At 57.8% G+C, this 13436-nt stretch carries 13 protein-coding genes; 6 read left to right on the top strand and 7 right to left on the bottom strand.

The genetic code is table 11. The features are described 5' to 3' along the window. The 6 genes from QQL78_RS03365 to coxB all read right to left on the bottom strand — a co-directional run bounded on the left by QQL78_RS03365 (position 1) and on the right by coxB (position 4387). On the bottom strand, positions 1-678 hold the full coding sequence (locus QQL78_RS03365; protein ID WP_284370568.1) for an SURF1 family protein: 678 nt from the start codon (positions 676-678) through the stop codon (positions 1-3). Positions 679-775: 97 nt separating this feature from the next. Beyond that, positions 776-1585 carry a cytochrome c oxidase subunit 3 gene (locus QQL78_RS03360; RefSeq protein WP_284370565.1) on the bottom strand — a complete coding sequence of 270 codons (810 nt, stop codon included), beginning with the start codon at positions 1583-1585 and terminating at the stop codon, positions 776-778. Between the two features lie 35 nt (positions 1586-1620). Continuing rightward, a complete protein-coding gene (locus QQL78_RS03355) occupies positions 1621-2196 on the bottom strand; it encodes a cytochrome c oxidase assembly protein (protein WP_284370563.1) in 576 nt (191 codons plus the stop codon). Further along, the gene (locus QQL78_RS03350; RefSeq protein ID WP_284370561.1) at positions 2196-2387 is read right to left on the bottom strand and encodes a cytochrome C oxidase assembly protein; all 192 of its coding nucleotides are present in this window, start codon (positions 2385-2387) and stop codon (positions 2196-2198) included. The genes QQL78_RS03355 and QQL78_RS03350 overlap by 1 nt, the downstream gene beginning before the upstream one ends. Next, positions 2387-3322 (bottom strand): heme o synthase, encoded by a 936-nt coding sequence (gene cyoE / locus QQL78_RS03345; protein ID WP_284370559.1) that lies wholly within the window; start codon positions 3320-3322, stop codon positions 2387-2389. The genes QQL78_RS03350 and cyoE overlap by 1 nt, the downstream gene beginning before the upstream one ends. Before the next feature lie 141 nt (positions 3323-3463). Then, on the bottom strand, positions 3464-4387 hold the full coding sequence (coxB, locus tag QQL78_RS03340) for a cytochrome c oxidase subunit II (RefSeq protein ID WP_284370558.1): 924 nt from the start codon (positions 4385-4387) through the stop codon (positions 3464-3466). A 179-nt stretch (positions 4388-4566) separates the two neighbouring features. Between coxB and tldD the strand changes: the two genes are divergently transcribed. The 6 genes from tldD (at position 4567) to QQL78_RS03310 (ending at position 12288) form a co-directional block, all read left to right on the top strand. After that, positions 4567-5988 carry a metalloprotease TldD gene (tldD, locus tag QQL78_RS03335; protein WP_284370556.1) on the top strand — a complete coding sequence of 474 codons (1422 nt, stop codon included), beginning with the start codon at positions 4567-4569 and terminating at the stop codon, positions 5986-5988. 112 nt (positions 5989-6100) lie between these two features. Further along, entirely contained in the window at positions 6101-7240 is a 1140-nt protein-coding gene (gene dprA / locus QQL78_RS03330; protein ID WP_284370554.1) for a DNA-processing protein DprA, read from the top strand. 190 nt (positions 7241-7430) lie between these two features. Beyond that, positions 7431-10097 carry a type I DNA topoisomerase gene (gene topA / locus QQL78_RS03325; RefSeq protein ID WP_284370551.1) on the top strand — a complete coding sequence of 889 codons (2667 nt, stop codon included), beginning with the start codon at positions 7431-7433 and terminating at the stop codon, positions 10095-10097. A gap of 179 nt (positions 10098-10276) precedes the next feature. Then, positions 10277-10858 carry a L,D-transpeptidase gene (locus QQL78_RS03320; RefSeq protein WP_284370549.1) on the top strand — a complete coding sequence of 194 codons (582 nt, stop codon included), beginning with the start codon at positions 10277-10279 and terminating at the stop codon, positions 10856-10858. Between the two features lie 99 nt (positions 10859-10957). Further along, positions 10958-11662 carry a CoA transferase subunit A gene (locus tag QQL78_RS03315; RefSeq protein WP_284370547.1) on the top strand — a complete coding sequence of 235 codons (705 nt, stop codon included), beginning with the start codon at positions 10958-10960 and terminating at the stop codon, positions 11660-11662. 2 nt (positions 11663-11664) lie between these two features. After that, positions 11665-12288, top strand: a complete 624-nt coding sequence (locus tag QQL78_RS03310; protein WP_284370545.1) for a 3-oxoacid CoA-transferase subunit B — start codon at positions 11665-11667, stop codon at positions 12286-12288. Between the two features lie 90 nt (positions 12289-12378). On the opposite strand, the gene QQL78_RS03305 is transcribed toward QQL78_RS03310, so the two are convergent. Further along, positions 12379-13191 carry a lytic transglycosylase domain-containing protein gene (locus tag QQL78_RS03305; RefSeq protein WP_284370543.1) on the bottom strand — a complete coding sequence of 271 codons (813 nt, stop codon included), beginning with the start codon at positions 13189-13191 and terminating at the stop codon, positions 12379-12381. Positions 13192-13436 lie beyond the last annotated feature (245 nt).

Here is a 13436-nt window from a genome sequence, read left to right as displayed (position 1 = left end):
TCAGCTTTCGGATGAGATGGCGCGGCGGGGGCGCAGGAAAAGAAGGGACATGGCCAGCCAGATGGCGGCCAGCGAAAACCACGTGATTGCATATTGCAAATGGTCATTGGGGATGCGGCTGGTGTCGACGGGCAATGGGGTGACGGAAGGGTCGTCTTGCTCCAAGCTGCGGGCGACAATCAGGAGAGGCTCTGTACCAAGTGCCTGTGCCATTGCCGGCACGTCACGGGCAAACCAGATGTTGTTTTTGGTATCAACCTCAGGGGTGAACCCGTCAGTTTCGCGGGGCCATTGAAGGTTGCCGATCACGCGCGCCTCTCCCTCGGGGCGCGCGACATCGGGGCTGTCAACCGCAACAAACCCGCGGTCGACCAACACCCGCCGCCCGTCTGTGTCAAACGCGGTGATCAACCGATACCCCGCCCCCTGCGTTTTTTGCGACACGAGGACGCGCAGGGTATCACCCGAAAAATGTCCAGTGGCTGCGACAGGCAGGTATGCGTCACCTTCGGGGTTTGGTGTCGCGGGCAGATCAACGGGGGCCGCATGTATGCGGGCATCGATGTCAGATATGACACCCTGTTTCCATGCCAGACGCTGCACCTGCCAAAGCCCCAAGGCACAAAGAATGGCAACACCCCCAAGGCCGACAATGATAAGAAACAAGGCGCGGTTCATAGACACTCATGCATACGAAAAAGCACGCGAAGCGGTTGCTACGCGTGCTTGGGTTCTCAAGGATCAGGGGTGCAGATGCAACCCCGTTTTGCCGCGCCTAGGCCGGGACACCCCAGATGTAGACGGCAAAGAACAGGAACAGCCACACCACATCCACAAAGTGCCAGTACCATGCAGCGGCCTCAAAACCGACGTGCTGCTCTGGGGTAAAATCGCCGCGCATGGCACGGATCAGACAGACCGCCAGAAAGATCGTACCGATCAGAACATGCAGACCGTGGAAACCTGTGGCCATGAAGAAGGCAGAGAAGAATGCGTCGCCACCAAAGGTCCAGTCATGGTGCAACAGCAATTCACGGTACTCATAAGCTTGCAGGATGGTAAAGAACACGCCCAGCACAATGGAAATGGCCAGACCGCTGATCAGATCCTTACGGTTGTTTTCGTGAACCAAAGCGTGGTGCGCCCAGGTTACGGCACAGCCGGACAGCAGCAGAACCAATGTGTTGATCAGCGGCAGGTGGAATGCGTTTACCGCGTCGAAGACCGGTGGCACATATTCGGATCCGACATATTCGTTCATCGGATAGATGGCCTGTTTGAAGAAGGTCCAGAACCACGCCACAAAGAACATGACTTCGGACATGATGAACAGGACAAACCCGTAACGCAGGCCGATGCGCACCACTGGCGTGTGATCGCCCACATGGCTTTCGGCAACCATTTCGCGCCACCAGCCGAACATGACGTAAAGCGTTGCGACGAAACCACCCAGGAACAGGAAGGGGGTTACATCGTGCATCCACAGGACCGCCCCGAAGAGCATGACAAAACCGGCCACTGCGCCCAACAGGGGCCATGTGGAAGGCGCGAGGATGTGATAGTCGTGGTTCTTAGCATGGGCCATGGCGGGCGGTCCTTCTTTGGTCAAAGCCGGTTGGCTTAATTCAGTTCTGTTTGGCTGTCTGCATCTAGGGCTGCATAGCCTTCGGGCAGATCAATTTCGTAGAATGTATAGGAAAGCGTGATGGTGTGTACATACTTGCCGTCATTATCCTGAACGATTTCGGGATCGACGAAAAAGCTGACCGGCATTTGCACCCGTTCACCGGGGGCCAGCACCTGTTCGGTAAAGCAGAAACAGTCGATTTTATCGAAAAAGGCACCGGCGGCGTAGGGTGTTACGTTATAGCTGGCCTGCCCCGCGATGGGGCGATTGGACGGGTTGTAGGCCTCGTAGAAGGCCAGACCGACCTCGCCAATGCGCAGTTCCATCTCGCGCTGGACCGGTTTGAACTCCCACCCCATATTGTCGTTCAACGTGCCGTCGAACCGCACTTTGATGGTTTGATCCAGAATGTCGTCAGAGGCGACCTCGACCTGTCCGGGCACACCGCCAAAGCCGGTGACGCGGCAGAACCAGTCGTAAAAGGGAACTGAGGCCCAAGCCATCGCGCCCATGAAAACAACCACTGATACGGTTTGTACAACTGTTTTAGCTGGGCCGGACATTGCCATCAGTTGCCCTCCTGAGGTGCGGTGCCACTGGCGGCACCAACGGTACCGGGTGCCGTGGCAAAATCAATCTGGGTGATCTTCACAAAGGTCAGTACCATGACAAGAACCACAAATGCGCCCAGCATCAGGCCAACACCGACGTTGCGGGTTTTACGACGGCCGTGCAGATCATGTTCAACACGCAAAGCCATTACCAACCTCCCAATCCGTAGGGGCGCAGGGTCGCTTCGATCAGGATCGCACCGAAGTGCAGGAAGAGATAGAACAGCGACAAGCGGAAGAATTTACGCTCAACCGCATAATTGTCTTCTTCGGCCATGACCTCATCCCGCTTCCAGATGCGGTAGGCCCCGATCAGGAACAGGACATTCAGCACGATCGCAAAGCTGAGGTAGATATAGCCGCCAATTGCGGTGAACCCCGTGCCAATCGCAAGAATCGCCAACAGCACCGTGTAGCCAAGGATATGACGCCGGGTCGCCGGGCGGCCATGGGTGACGGTCAGCATCGGCACATTTGCATCGTCATAGTCAGAGCGCATGAACAGCGCCAACGCCCAGAAATGCGGCGGTGTCCACATGAAGATCAGGGCGAACATCAACCATGCCTCGACAGAGAAACTGCCGGTGGCAATTATCCAGCCGATGACAGGGGGAAACGCCCCCGCAGCACCGCCGATAACGATGTTCTGCGGTGTCACCCGTTTGAGCCACATGGTGTAGAAAACCGCATAATAAAGGATCGTGAACAGCAACATGCCCGCGGCCAACAGATTGGCGCTGAGGGCCAGCATCATCACAGCCATCCCCGAAAGCGCCACGCCTAGTGCCAGTGCCTCACCGGGCTGAACCTTGCCAGCGGGAATCGGACGATTGACGGTGCGTTTCATCACCGCATCGATATCCGCGTCCCACCACATGTTCAGCGCGCCGGATGCCCCTGCCCCGATGGCAACAAACAGGATGGAGGCAAATCCGATGACAGGATGTACAGAAACCGGTGCAGCCAGCATGCCAACAACAGCGGTGAAAACCACAAGCTGCATCACACGTGGCTTGAGCAGGGCAAAATAATCGCCCAATTGCGCCTCGTGCTCATTGGCAGCTGTGTTGGAGATATCGGTCATCCGGCACCTTTTAGGCAGATGGGTGGGCAAAATGCCTACCTTTCGTTTCAGTCGTCTGCTCGGTTGTTGGGCTTGGGTTGGGAGGGGCAAGCCCTGCTACCCCGTCGGCCGATAAGGTGGGCAAATTGCCCACCTCAGCCGTTAGTTAGAGGCAACCTGAACCGTTGGTGCGATACCAGCGTATTCTTCCTTGGCCTTGCTGATCCAGTCGGCATAGGCCTCTTCAGACACCACTTTGACGGTGATCGGCATATAGGCGTGCGCCTGACCGCAAAGTTCTGAACACTGGCCAAAATAGACACCTTCTTTATCGGCGTTGAACCACAGTTCAGCCAGACGGCCCGGTACCGCGTCCTGTTTCACGCCGAAGGCTGGAATCGTCCAAGCGTGGATCACATCAGACCCTGTAACCTGCATCACGATTGTCTTGCCCACGGGCACAACAACCGCTGTATCAGTCGCCAGCAGCCATTCGTTGCGCGAATACCCGGCTTTTTCCAGCTTGGCGATCATCGCATCGTTCAAAAGGTTTGCAACGGCACCGGCCGCTTCTTCTTCGGATGTCAGGGTCGCAGGCGCACCAATCATGTAGCTGTCAAAGCCGAAACCGTCATCGACATATTCATATGACCAATACCACTGGTTGCCGATGGCCTTGATCGTGATGTCGGCCTGCGGAATTTCCTGCTGCCGGAACAGAATCGGCAGGGAAAACGCGCCAATCAGCACCAGAATCAGAATCGGGCCCACAGTCCATGCGATTTCGACAGGGGTGTGGTGGGTAAAGGACGCAGGTGTCGGATTCCGTTTCGCGTTAAACCGGATAATCACCCATGCCATCAGACCCGTCACAAACAAGGTGATGACCGTGATGATAACGAGAATCAGATAATCCAGATCGTGAATGTCCTGAGCAAGGCGCGTAACGGCAGGCTGAAAGCCCGTCAAACCGTCCTCCGGCGCGCCGATCACCTCAAGCCCGTCGATCCGCAATGCGTCCTGCGCCATTGCTGGTAGGGCCGAAAAGCCGGCCATGAGCGCACTCAAAGAAAAAAGATGTTTCATGTGTCGTCCTGATCTTGTGACCAAAATTGGCTACGGTTTCACGCGAGAGCGCTTGGTCCGCACCCCTGCCGTTGTCTTCCTGATGCTTACAATCATATTCTATCCTCAAGATAAAGTCTTTCGATTGCGTCAAACGGACGCGAAGTCGGAAAAACGTGTTTCAAAAACAGGATAGCCTGATGCCCCATACGCCCTTTTCGCCGTTTGAAAATGATCTGGACCGCGATACCGCCCTATCCGTGCTGCGTGACGCCACCCGTGGCGCAGATGACGGCGAGTTGTTTTTCGAACGCCGCCGTTCCGAAGCACTGATGTTTGATGACGGGCGGCTCAAGACCGCCAGCTATGATGCCTCTGAGGGGTTTGGCCTGCGGGCGGTGCGCGGCGAGGTGGCAGGATATGCCCATTCGACGGAGATTTCGGAACAGGCCCTGCGCCGCGCGGCACAGACGGCGCGGCTGGCTGTGGGGGATGGCGGCGGGACCTGGGCGGATGCGCCAGAGGGCACCAATAAAAAGCTATATACAGATGCAGACCCGATTGAAGGCGCGGCATTCCCTGTAAAAGTAGAAACCCTGCGCGAGATTGACGATTTTGCCCGCAGCCTTGACCCGAGGGTGGTGCAGGTCAGCGCCAGCATCGCCGCGAGCCTGCAGGAAGTGGAGATTCTGCGCCCTGAAGGTACATCGGTGCGCGACATCCGACCAATGACACGGGTGAACGTGTCGATCATTGTCGAACAGGACGGGCGGCGCGAAAGCGGCTCCGCCGGGGGCGGTGGGCGGATCGGGTTGGACGGCCTGCTGACACCGGCAGACTGGCAGGCCAAAACCCGCGAGGCGCTGCGGGTTGCGGTGGTCAACCTGGATGCGGTACCCGCCCCAGCAGGCGTGATGGACGTTGTACTTGGCCCCGGCTGGCCCGGTATTTTGCTGCACGAGGCGATCGGCCACGGGCTGGAAGGGGATTTCAACCGCAAGGGCAGTTCCGCCTTTGCCGGGCTGATGGGACAACAGATCGCGGCCAAAGGGGTGACCGTGCTGGATGACGGGACGATTCCCGACCGGCGCGGATCTATCTCTGTGGATGACGAGGGCACGCCCAGCGCCAAGAATGTATTGATTGAGGACGGCAAGCTGGTCGGTTACATGCAGGACCGCCAGAATGCGCGGCTGATGGGGGTCGCCAGCACCGGCAACGGGCGGCGGCAATCCTATGCGCATATTCCGATGCCGCGGATGACCAACACCTATATGTTGGGCGGTGATACCGCGCCCGGTGACATTGTGGCGGACCTTAAGGACGGGATTTACGCCGTCGGGTTCGGCGGCGGTCAGGTGGATATTACCAACGGTAAGTTCGTTTTCTCCTGCACTGAAGCCTATCGGGTAGAAAACGGCATTGTCGGCGCGCCTGTCAAAGGTGCGACCCTGATTGGTGATGGTGCAACCGCGCTGAAACATATCCGCGCCATCGGCAATGACGCCTCTCTTGATCCGGGCATGGGCAACTGCGGTAAACAGGGTCAATGGGTACCGGTGGGTGTCGGCCAGCCAACGCTGATGATTGGCGGATTGACAGTCGGTGGATCAGCGGCCTGAGCGTCGTGGCGAACCAAACCGCTCCAAGCTAAGGGAGATTGGGCCTATTTTGTTCACCCCCTGTTAACCAGCGCGATCTATACCTGATTCTAGCAACAGACGGAGCAACGGGATGACTGACAAGGAGCACTTTCCTTCTTCCACTCACCCCCCACTCCCACCCACCCCGGAAGACGAACAGTTTGCCCGTCTCCGTCTGTTGCGCTCGCGCCGGGTCGGCATAGCGACGTATAAACGACTGCTGATTGAACACGGCACTGCGCAAAACGCGCTGGCCGCGCTGCCAGAGGTGGCGCGCGCCGCGGGCGTTTCGGATTATAAAATATGTCCAGAGGGTGTGGTGCAGGCCGAACTGCGCAATGGTCGCGCCGCCGGCGCGCGGTTGATCTGTTTCGGGGATCAACATTACCCCCGAACACTGGCGGAGATTGACGATGCCCCGCCGTTTCTTTGGGCCATTGGTGACACAAACCTGCTGGCCCGCCCTATGATATCCCTTGTCGGGGCGCGCAATGCCTCCTCGCTGGGAACGCGGATGGCCAAATCACTGGCCCGCGATCTGGGGGCTGCGGGATATGTTGTGGTATCCGGTCTGGCGCGGGGCATTGACGCGGCGGCGCACCATGCCGCCCTCCCCACCGGCACGGTTGCAGTTCAGGCTGGCGGCGTCGATGTCATTTATCCTGTTGAAAACACCGAACTGGCTTTTGCAATCGCAAAAGCAGGCCTGCGCCTGTCCGAACACCCGATAGGGATGCGGCCGATGGCACGGCATTTCCCCAGCCGAAACAGGATCATCTCTGGTCTGTCACGTGCCACCATCGTGGTAGAGGCGGCAGCAAAATCCGGCAGCCTGATCACCGCACGCGATGCGCTGGATCAGGGACGTGATGTGCTGGCCGTGCCCGGCCATCCCTTCGACGCGCGGGCCGCTGGCTGCAACATGTTGCTGCGCGACGGGGCGACACTGATCCGTTCTGCTGCTGATGTGCTTGAAATTCTGGGCGCAGCCACTGCACCGGAATTGCCGCTGGCGCCGCCTGCACCGGCCCCTAGGAAACGCAGCCTGCGAGAAAGCGCAGCGTTGCATGCACAAATTCTGGCCCGCCTTGGCCCCTCGCCGGTCGCAGAGGATCAACTGATCCGTGATCTGCGCGCTCCCGCCGCAGAGGTCGCACCGGTTTTGGTGGATCTTGAACTTGACGGGCAGATCTCTCGCCAGGCCGGTGGCCTCCTCAGCAAGGTCAGTTAAGCGGCAGCAACAGTTGCAAATGCCCGTTTGCCAAACTCGATTTCCACCCCTCAAAAAACACCGTTCAACCTGACCAATCCGGGTCGCAATGGGAAAGACTGCGCAGCTGCCGCATTGACAATACCCCCCGCCATCCCACATGTGACAGCGCAAAGACCGCCACAAATTTTCACGTAAGGTGCTTAAATCTATGCCCGTAGTTGTTGTCGAATCCCCGGCCAAGGCCAAAACGATCAACAAATATCTAGGCGATAATTATACTGTCCTTGCCTCTTACGGGCATGTGCGCGACCTGCCTCCGAAAGACGGATCCGTCGATACCGACAACGAATTCGACATGAAATGGGAAGTCGCCAGCACAAGCAAAAAACATGTCAAAGCCATCGCCGACGCGCTGGCCGGTGACAATGAATTGATTCTCGCAACCGACCCCGACCGTGAGGGCGAGGCGATCAGCTGGCATTTGCAAGAGGCGCTGACCAAACGCAAATCCATCAAGAAAGACACGCCGGTCAGCCGCGTGGTGTTCAACCAGATCACCAAAAAGGCCGTAACCGAGGCGATGGAAAATCCACGTCAGGTCGATATGCCGCTGGTCGAGGCCTACCTCGCACGCCGTGCGCTGGACTATCTGGTAGGGTTCAACCTCTCGCCGGTGTTGTGGCGCAAGCTGCCCGGTGCAAAATCCGCAGGGCGCGTGCAATCAGTGACCCTGCGCATCATTGTTGAGCGTGAAATGGAGATCGAGGTTTTCCGCGCCCGCGAATATTGGACGGTCAAGGCGATCCTCTCGACCCCACGCGGTCAGGAGTTCGAAGCACGACTGACCACGTTGGCCGGCAAAAAGCTGGATAAATTTGATCTGTCCGACAGCACACAGGCCGAAATGGCGGTGCAGGCGATCAGCAGCCGCGATCTGAGCGTCACAAGCGTTGAGGCCAAACCAACCACGCGCAACCCCTCTGCCCCGTTCATGACCTCGACCCTGCAACAGGAAGCCAGCCGCAAATTCGGCATGGGAGCCAAGGCCACAATGTCGACCGCGCAACGGCTGTATGAAGCCGGGCACATTACCTATATGCGAACCGACGGCATCGACATGGCACCGGAAGCGGTCGAAATGGCGCGTGATGCAATCAAGGACCGCTATGGCGCGGATTACGTGCCAAGCAGCCCGCGTATCTATAAGAACAAAGCCAAGAACGCACAGGAAGCCCACGAATGTGTGCGCCCGACCGACATGGCCAAGGATGCCGCCTCGCTGAACCTCGAAACAGATCAGGCGAAACTTTACGATCTGATCTGGAAACGCACGCTTGCCTGTCAGATGGAATCTGCGCGGATGGAGCGGACAACTGTTGAGATCGGCAGCAAGGATGAACAGGTTGGCCTGCGCGCCACCGGTCAGGTTGTCCTGTTTGACGGTTTCCTGCGGGTATATGAAGAAGGTCGCGATGATGTGGTTGTGGATGATGACGACAAACGTCTGCCGCAAATCTCCGAAGGGGATAAGACCGCAAAGAGCAGCATCACACCGGAACAGCATTTCACCCAGCCACCGCCACGCTATACCGAGGCAACGCTGGTGAAACGCATGGAAGAGCTGGGCATTGGCCGCCCCTCGACCTATGCCAGCATTGTTACAACCATTCAGGACCGCGGCTATGTACGCCGCGAGGGGCAGCGGCTGATCCCTGAGGATAAGGGGCGGCTGGTGACGGCCTTCCTTGAGAATTATTTCCGCAAATACATTGGCTATGATTTCACCGCCGACCTTGAGGACCAGCTGGATAAAGTATCGGCCAACGACGCCAACTATAAGGACGTGCTGACCCGGTTCTGGCGCGATTTTTCTGCGGCAATTGCGGAAACCGCTGATCTGCGGATCACCGAAGTGCTTGAGAAGATTAACGAGGTGTTGGAACCGCATCTGTTCCCGCCACTGGAAGACGGCGGCGATCCGCGGCTGTGCCCGAATTGCGGCAATGGTCGCTTGTCCATGCGCACGGCGCGGTCCGGCGGGGCTTTTATCGGCTGCTCTGCCTATCCTGAATGTCGCTATACCCGCCCCTTCGGCCCGCCAAACCCCGAGGCCGAAGCTTCTGCCATCCCACCCGAGGGTAAATTGCTGGGCACCGACGCGGGCGACGAAATCCGCGTATTCAAGGGGCGTTTTGGTCCCTATGTCCAACGCGGCGAAGTGACCGAAGAAAACAAGAAGCCCCCGCGCCAGTCGGTGCCAAAAGAATGGCCGCCCGAAGAGCTGGAGCTGGAGCGGGCGCTGATGCTTTTGTCCCTGCCCCGTGAAATCGGACCACACCCTGAAGACGGGATCATGGTCTGGTCCAATATCGGGCGCTATGGTCCCTACCTCAAACACGCGCCCAGCACCTCGGACCGCGGAGGCACCAATGCCAACCTCGGCGATCTTGACGAGGTGTTTACCGTTGGCATGAACCGCGCCGTGCAATTGCTGGCCGAAAAGGTTGCCAGCCGGGGCGGTCGCGGTGCCGCTGCGAAACCGCTGCGCGAACTGGGGGAACATCCGGCAGCAGGGGGGGCGGTCAATGTGATGAAGGGCAAATACGGACCCTATGTGAAATGGGAGAAGATCAACGCCACGATTCCCGACACCATTGATCCTGAGGAGCTGACCATGGATCAGGCGGTGCATCTGATTGATGAACGCGCCGAGAAGGCGGGTAAAAAGAAACCCGCAGCAAAAAAGAAGGCCGCCCCGAAAAAGAAAGCGGCCCCCAAGAAGGCAGCCGCAAAGAAAACCACCGCGAAAAAGCCAGCGGCAAAGAAACCCGCAGCGAAGAAAAAGGCACCCGCCTCAAAAGAGGGTGAGACATAGCTTCTGTCTGAATAGGTCCGGTCGCCATGGCAGACCGGACCGTTCCTGCAAGTGACAGCCAACGGGCAACTGGCCGGCGTGGATTCGCCCAAAAGGCTCAGGCGACACAGTTCATGACTTTGTGATTTGATCCTTCCCGATGGCCCTGCCAATAGGTCCAAAAGACGAAAGGCAGAGCAATGACAAAACCAACCCTCACAAGACGCGGATTGATTGCCAGTGGGACAGCGGCCCTTTTCGCCCCCTCGGTTCTGCGGGCCGAAGCCAACCCCCAGGAAGAAGCCAGCGCTCAAGAAGGGGTGCGCCGCAACGCCACCAGCTTCGTGTCGCAAGACTGGCGTGACCACTTCGACACTCTGGGCAAAGCGGCGATCGTTGCGGATACCAGTTCGCGCGCCCTGCATTACTGGAACAGCGACGCCAGCGACTACCGGGTTTACCCCACATCAGTGCCGGCGACTGAAGAGCTGACCAAACGTGGTTACACCAAAATAACCCGCAAGAAGGTCGGACCGGACTGGACCCCGACCGCATCGATGATGGAGCGGTTTCCTCACTACAAATACATGCCACCCGGCCCTGACAACCCGCTTGGCACCCATGCGATGTATCTGGGCTGGCCTGCCTACATTATCCACGGCACACAGGACACGCGCAAGATCGGTCGGCGGTCGTCAGATGGCTGTATCGGGCTGTACAACAACCAGATTGAAGAGCTTTTTGCGATTTGTCCCATCGGAACGCAGGTCCGCATCATCTAATCTTCCCGGCCCTCTTTGCCCATGTGAAACATTTGACTCTGCCGCGCCGCAGCGTCACAAAAGGCGTGATTAACACTGACCTGCAAAGAGGGAACACCGATGAAGAAAGTCTATGGCTCGGCTGCCGAAGCGCTGGATGGCGTCCTTGCGGACGGGATGCTGATTGCATCGGGGGGATTTGGTCTTTGTGGCATCCCCGAGTTGTTGTTGCAGGCCATCAAGGAAAACGGGGCCAAGAACCTGACGTTTGCTTCGAACAATGCGGGCGTCGATGATTTTGGCATCGGGATTTTGCTGCACACCAAGCAGGTCAAAAAGATGATCAGCTCTTATGTAGGTGAAAACGCGGAGTTCATGCGCCAGTATCTCTCCGGCGAGCTGGAGCTTGAGTTTAACCCGCAGGGCACATTGGCCGAACGCATGCGCGCCGGTGGCTGTGGCATTCCGGGGTTCTACACCAAGACCGGTGTGGGCACGGTGATTGCCGAGGGCAAAGAGGTCAAAAGCTTCAATGGCGAGGATTATATCCTTGAAGAGGGGATCGTCGCGGACCTGTCCATCGTCAAAGCCTGGAAGGCGGATGAGACCGGCAATCTGATATTCCGCAAGACCGCCCGCAACTTCAACCCACCGGCTGCCATGTGCGGCAAGGTCTGCGTGGCCGAGGTCGAAGAGATCGTTCCCAAAGGCTCCCTTGATCCTGATATGATCCACCTGCCCGGCATCTATGTACACCGGATCATTCAGGGTGATCACGAAAAACGCATTGAACAACGTACAACCCGCAAGCGCGAGGAGGCTTAATCATGGCTTGGGACAGAAACCAGATGGCTGCGCGCGCGGCACAGGAACTTGAAGACGGCATGTATGTGAACCTTGGCATCGGTATTCCGACGCTGGTGGCGAACTATGTCGGCGACAAGGACATCACCTTGCAATCGGAAAACGGCATGTTGGGCATGGGCCCCTTCCCGTTTGAAGGCGAAGAAGACGCCGATCTGATCAACGCGGGCAAGCAGACGATCACCGAATTGAACCGCACGGCCTATTTCGATTCTGCCACCTCTTTCGGGATGATCCGCGGCGGCAAGATTGCAGCGGCGATTCTGGGGGCGATGGAAGTGGCCGAAAACGGCGATCTGGCAAACTGGATGATTCCGGGCAAGCTGGTCAAAGGGATGGGCGGTGCCATGGACCTGGTCGCCGGTGTTGGCCGTGTGATTGTTGTGATGGACCACGCCAATAAGCACGGTGAAAGCAAGGTTCTGAAAGAATGCACCCTGCCACTGACCGGCAAAGGTGTTGTTGACCGGATCATCACCGACCTTGGTGTGCTGGACGTGGTTGAAGGTGGCTTGCGTATCGTGGAATGCGCCGAGGGTGTCACCGAAGACGAATTGCGCGCCGCCACACAGGCCACAATCGTTTAAGAAACCATGGCGGGCAGATTGCCCGCCTTACACGGTCCTATCTATTTGTAACGGCACGCGGGGCAAAAGCCTGATTGCCACTACCGCATGTCAGTTCAAAGCCGCAAAGACACAGCCATCGGTAATCAGCTCCGGTGGCGTCTGGCACAACCCCTTCGCCACCTGAAACGCCGCCAGTACCTTGGGCACGTAATCCCGTGTCTCGGCAAAAGGCGGCACGCCCTGGTGTTTGCGCACCGATCCCTCACCCGCGTTATACCCCGCCAGTACCAGAATGGGGTCGTGGTCAAATTCTTCCATCAGCCAGTTCAGATATTTCACCCCGCCGCTGATGTTCTGCGTTGGTTTCAGACTGTCCTCTACCCCGAAACGTTCGGCGGTGGCTGGCATCAGCTGCATCAGCCCCTGTGCCCCCGCTTTGCTCTCGGCATCCGGTTTGCCTGCGGATTCAATCGTTATCACCGCCAGCACCAAAGCGGGCGACACCTGTGTGCCAACGGTCGAGCGCAGGATATCAATGCCGTTGTTGCGCGCGATATCCTGCATCTGTTGCAGGCGGGGTGCGGGTACTTTGCTGGTTGCACCGGCCAGAACACTGATGGCGGTTTGTAGACGTCCCGGTCCGGCGCTGGCGGCCTCGGGTGAAATCTTGTCCCAGAACCAGCCATATTGCCCCGGCGTGTCGCGGTTGACCGTGCCAGAGGGATCCAATGCAACCTCTGCTGTGGATGGCGGTGCCTGTGTGGCGGGGTCGATCTGGATTGTAATCCGCTTGCCGCCGCCCGATTTGGGCGGCTTCACCCGTTTGGCACTGAAGTCCGCAAAGGGTTTGGGGCCATCAGCCTGGGCCATCGCCACAGAAAGAAACCCCGCCAGAAGCGATGAAGTGAGAATTCGAAGCATGCCTGCCTGCTTTTATTACGCTTATCTGCTCGATTTTTCGGAAATATCCCACAAATCGGCCTCTCAAACCAGCCAAACGTGGCACAGAACATGGCGATTTCGCCTTATTTGAGCGTTTTCGTGGGGAAAATCAACTAAATCAGCACGGTAAATAGAATATTAATACTGCAATTACAGCACCTTATCAGATATTACTGTGATTTTCAGTCTGTAAACGAAAAAGTCACATTTCATGCCAAATTGGT

The sequence above is a fragment of the Sulfitobacter pacificus genome (assembly GCF_030159975.1).
GTDB classification, from domain to species: domain Bacteria; phylum Pseudomonadota; class Alphaproteobacteria; order Rhodobacterales; family Rhodobacteraceae; genus Sulfitobacter; species Sulfitobacter pacificus.
Note: the sequence above shows the minus strand (reverse complement) of the source record. Positions and strands in the feature narration are given on the sequence as shown.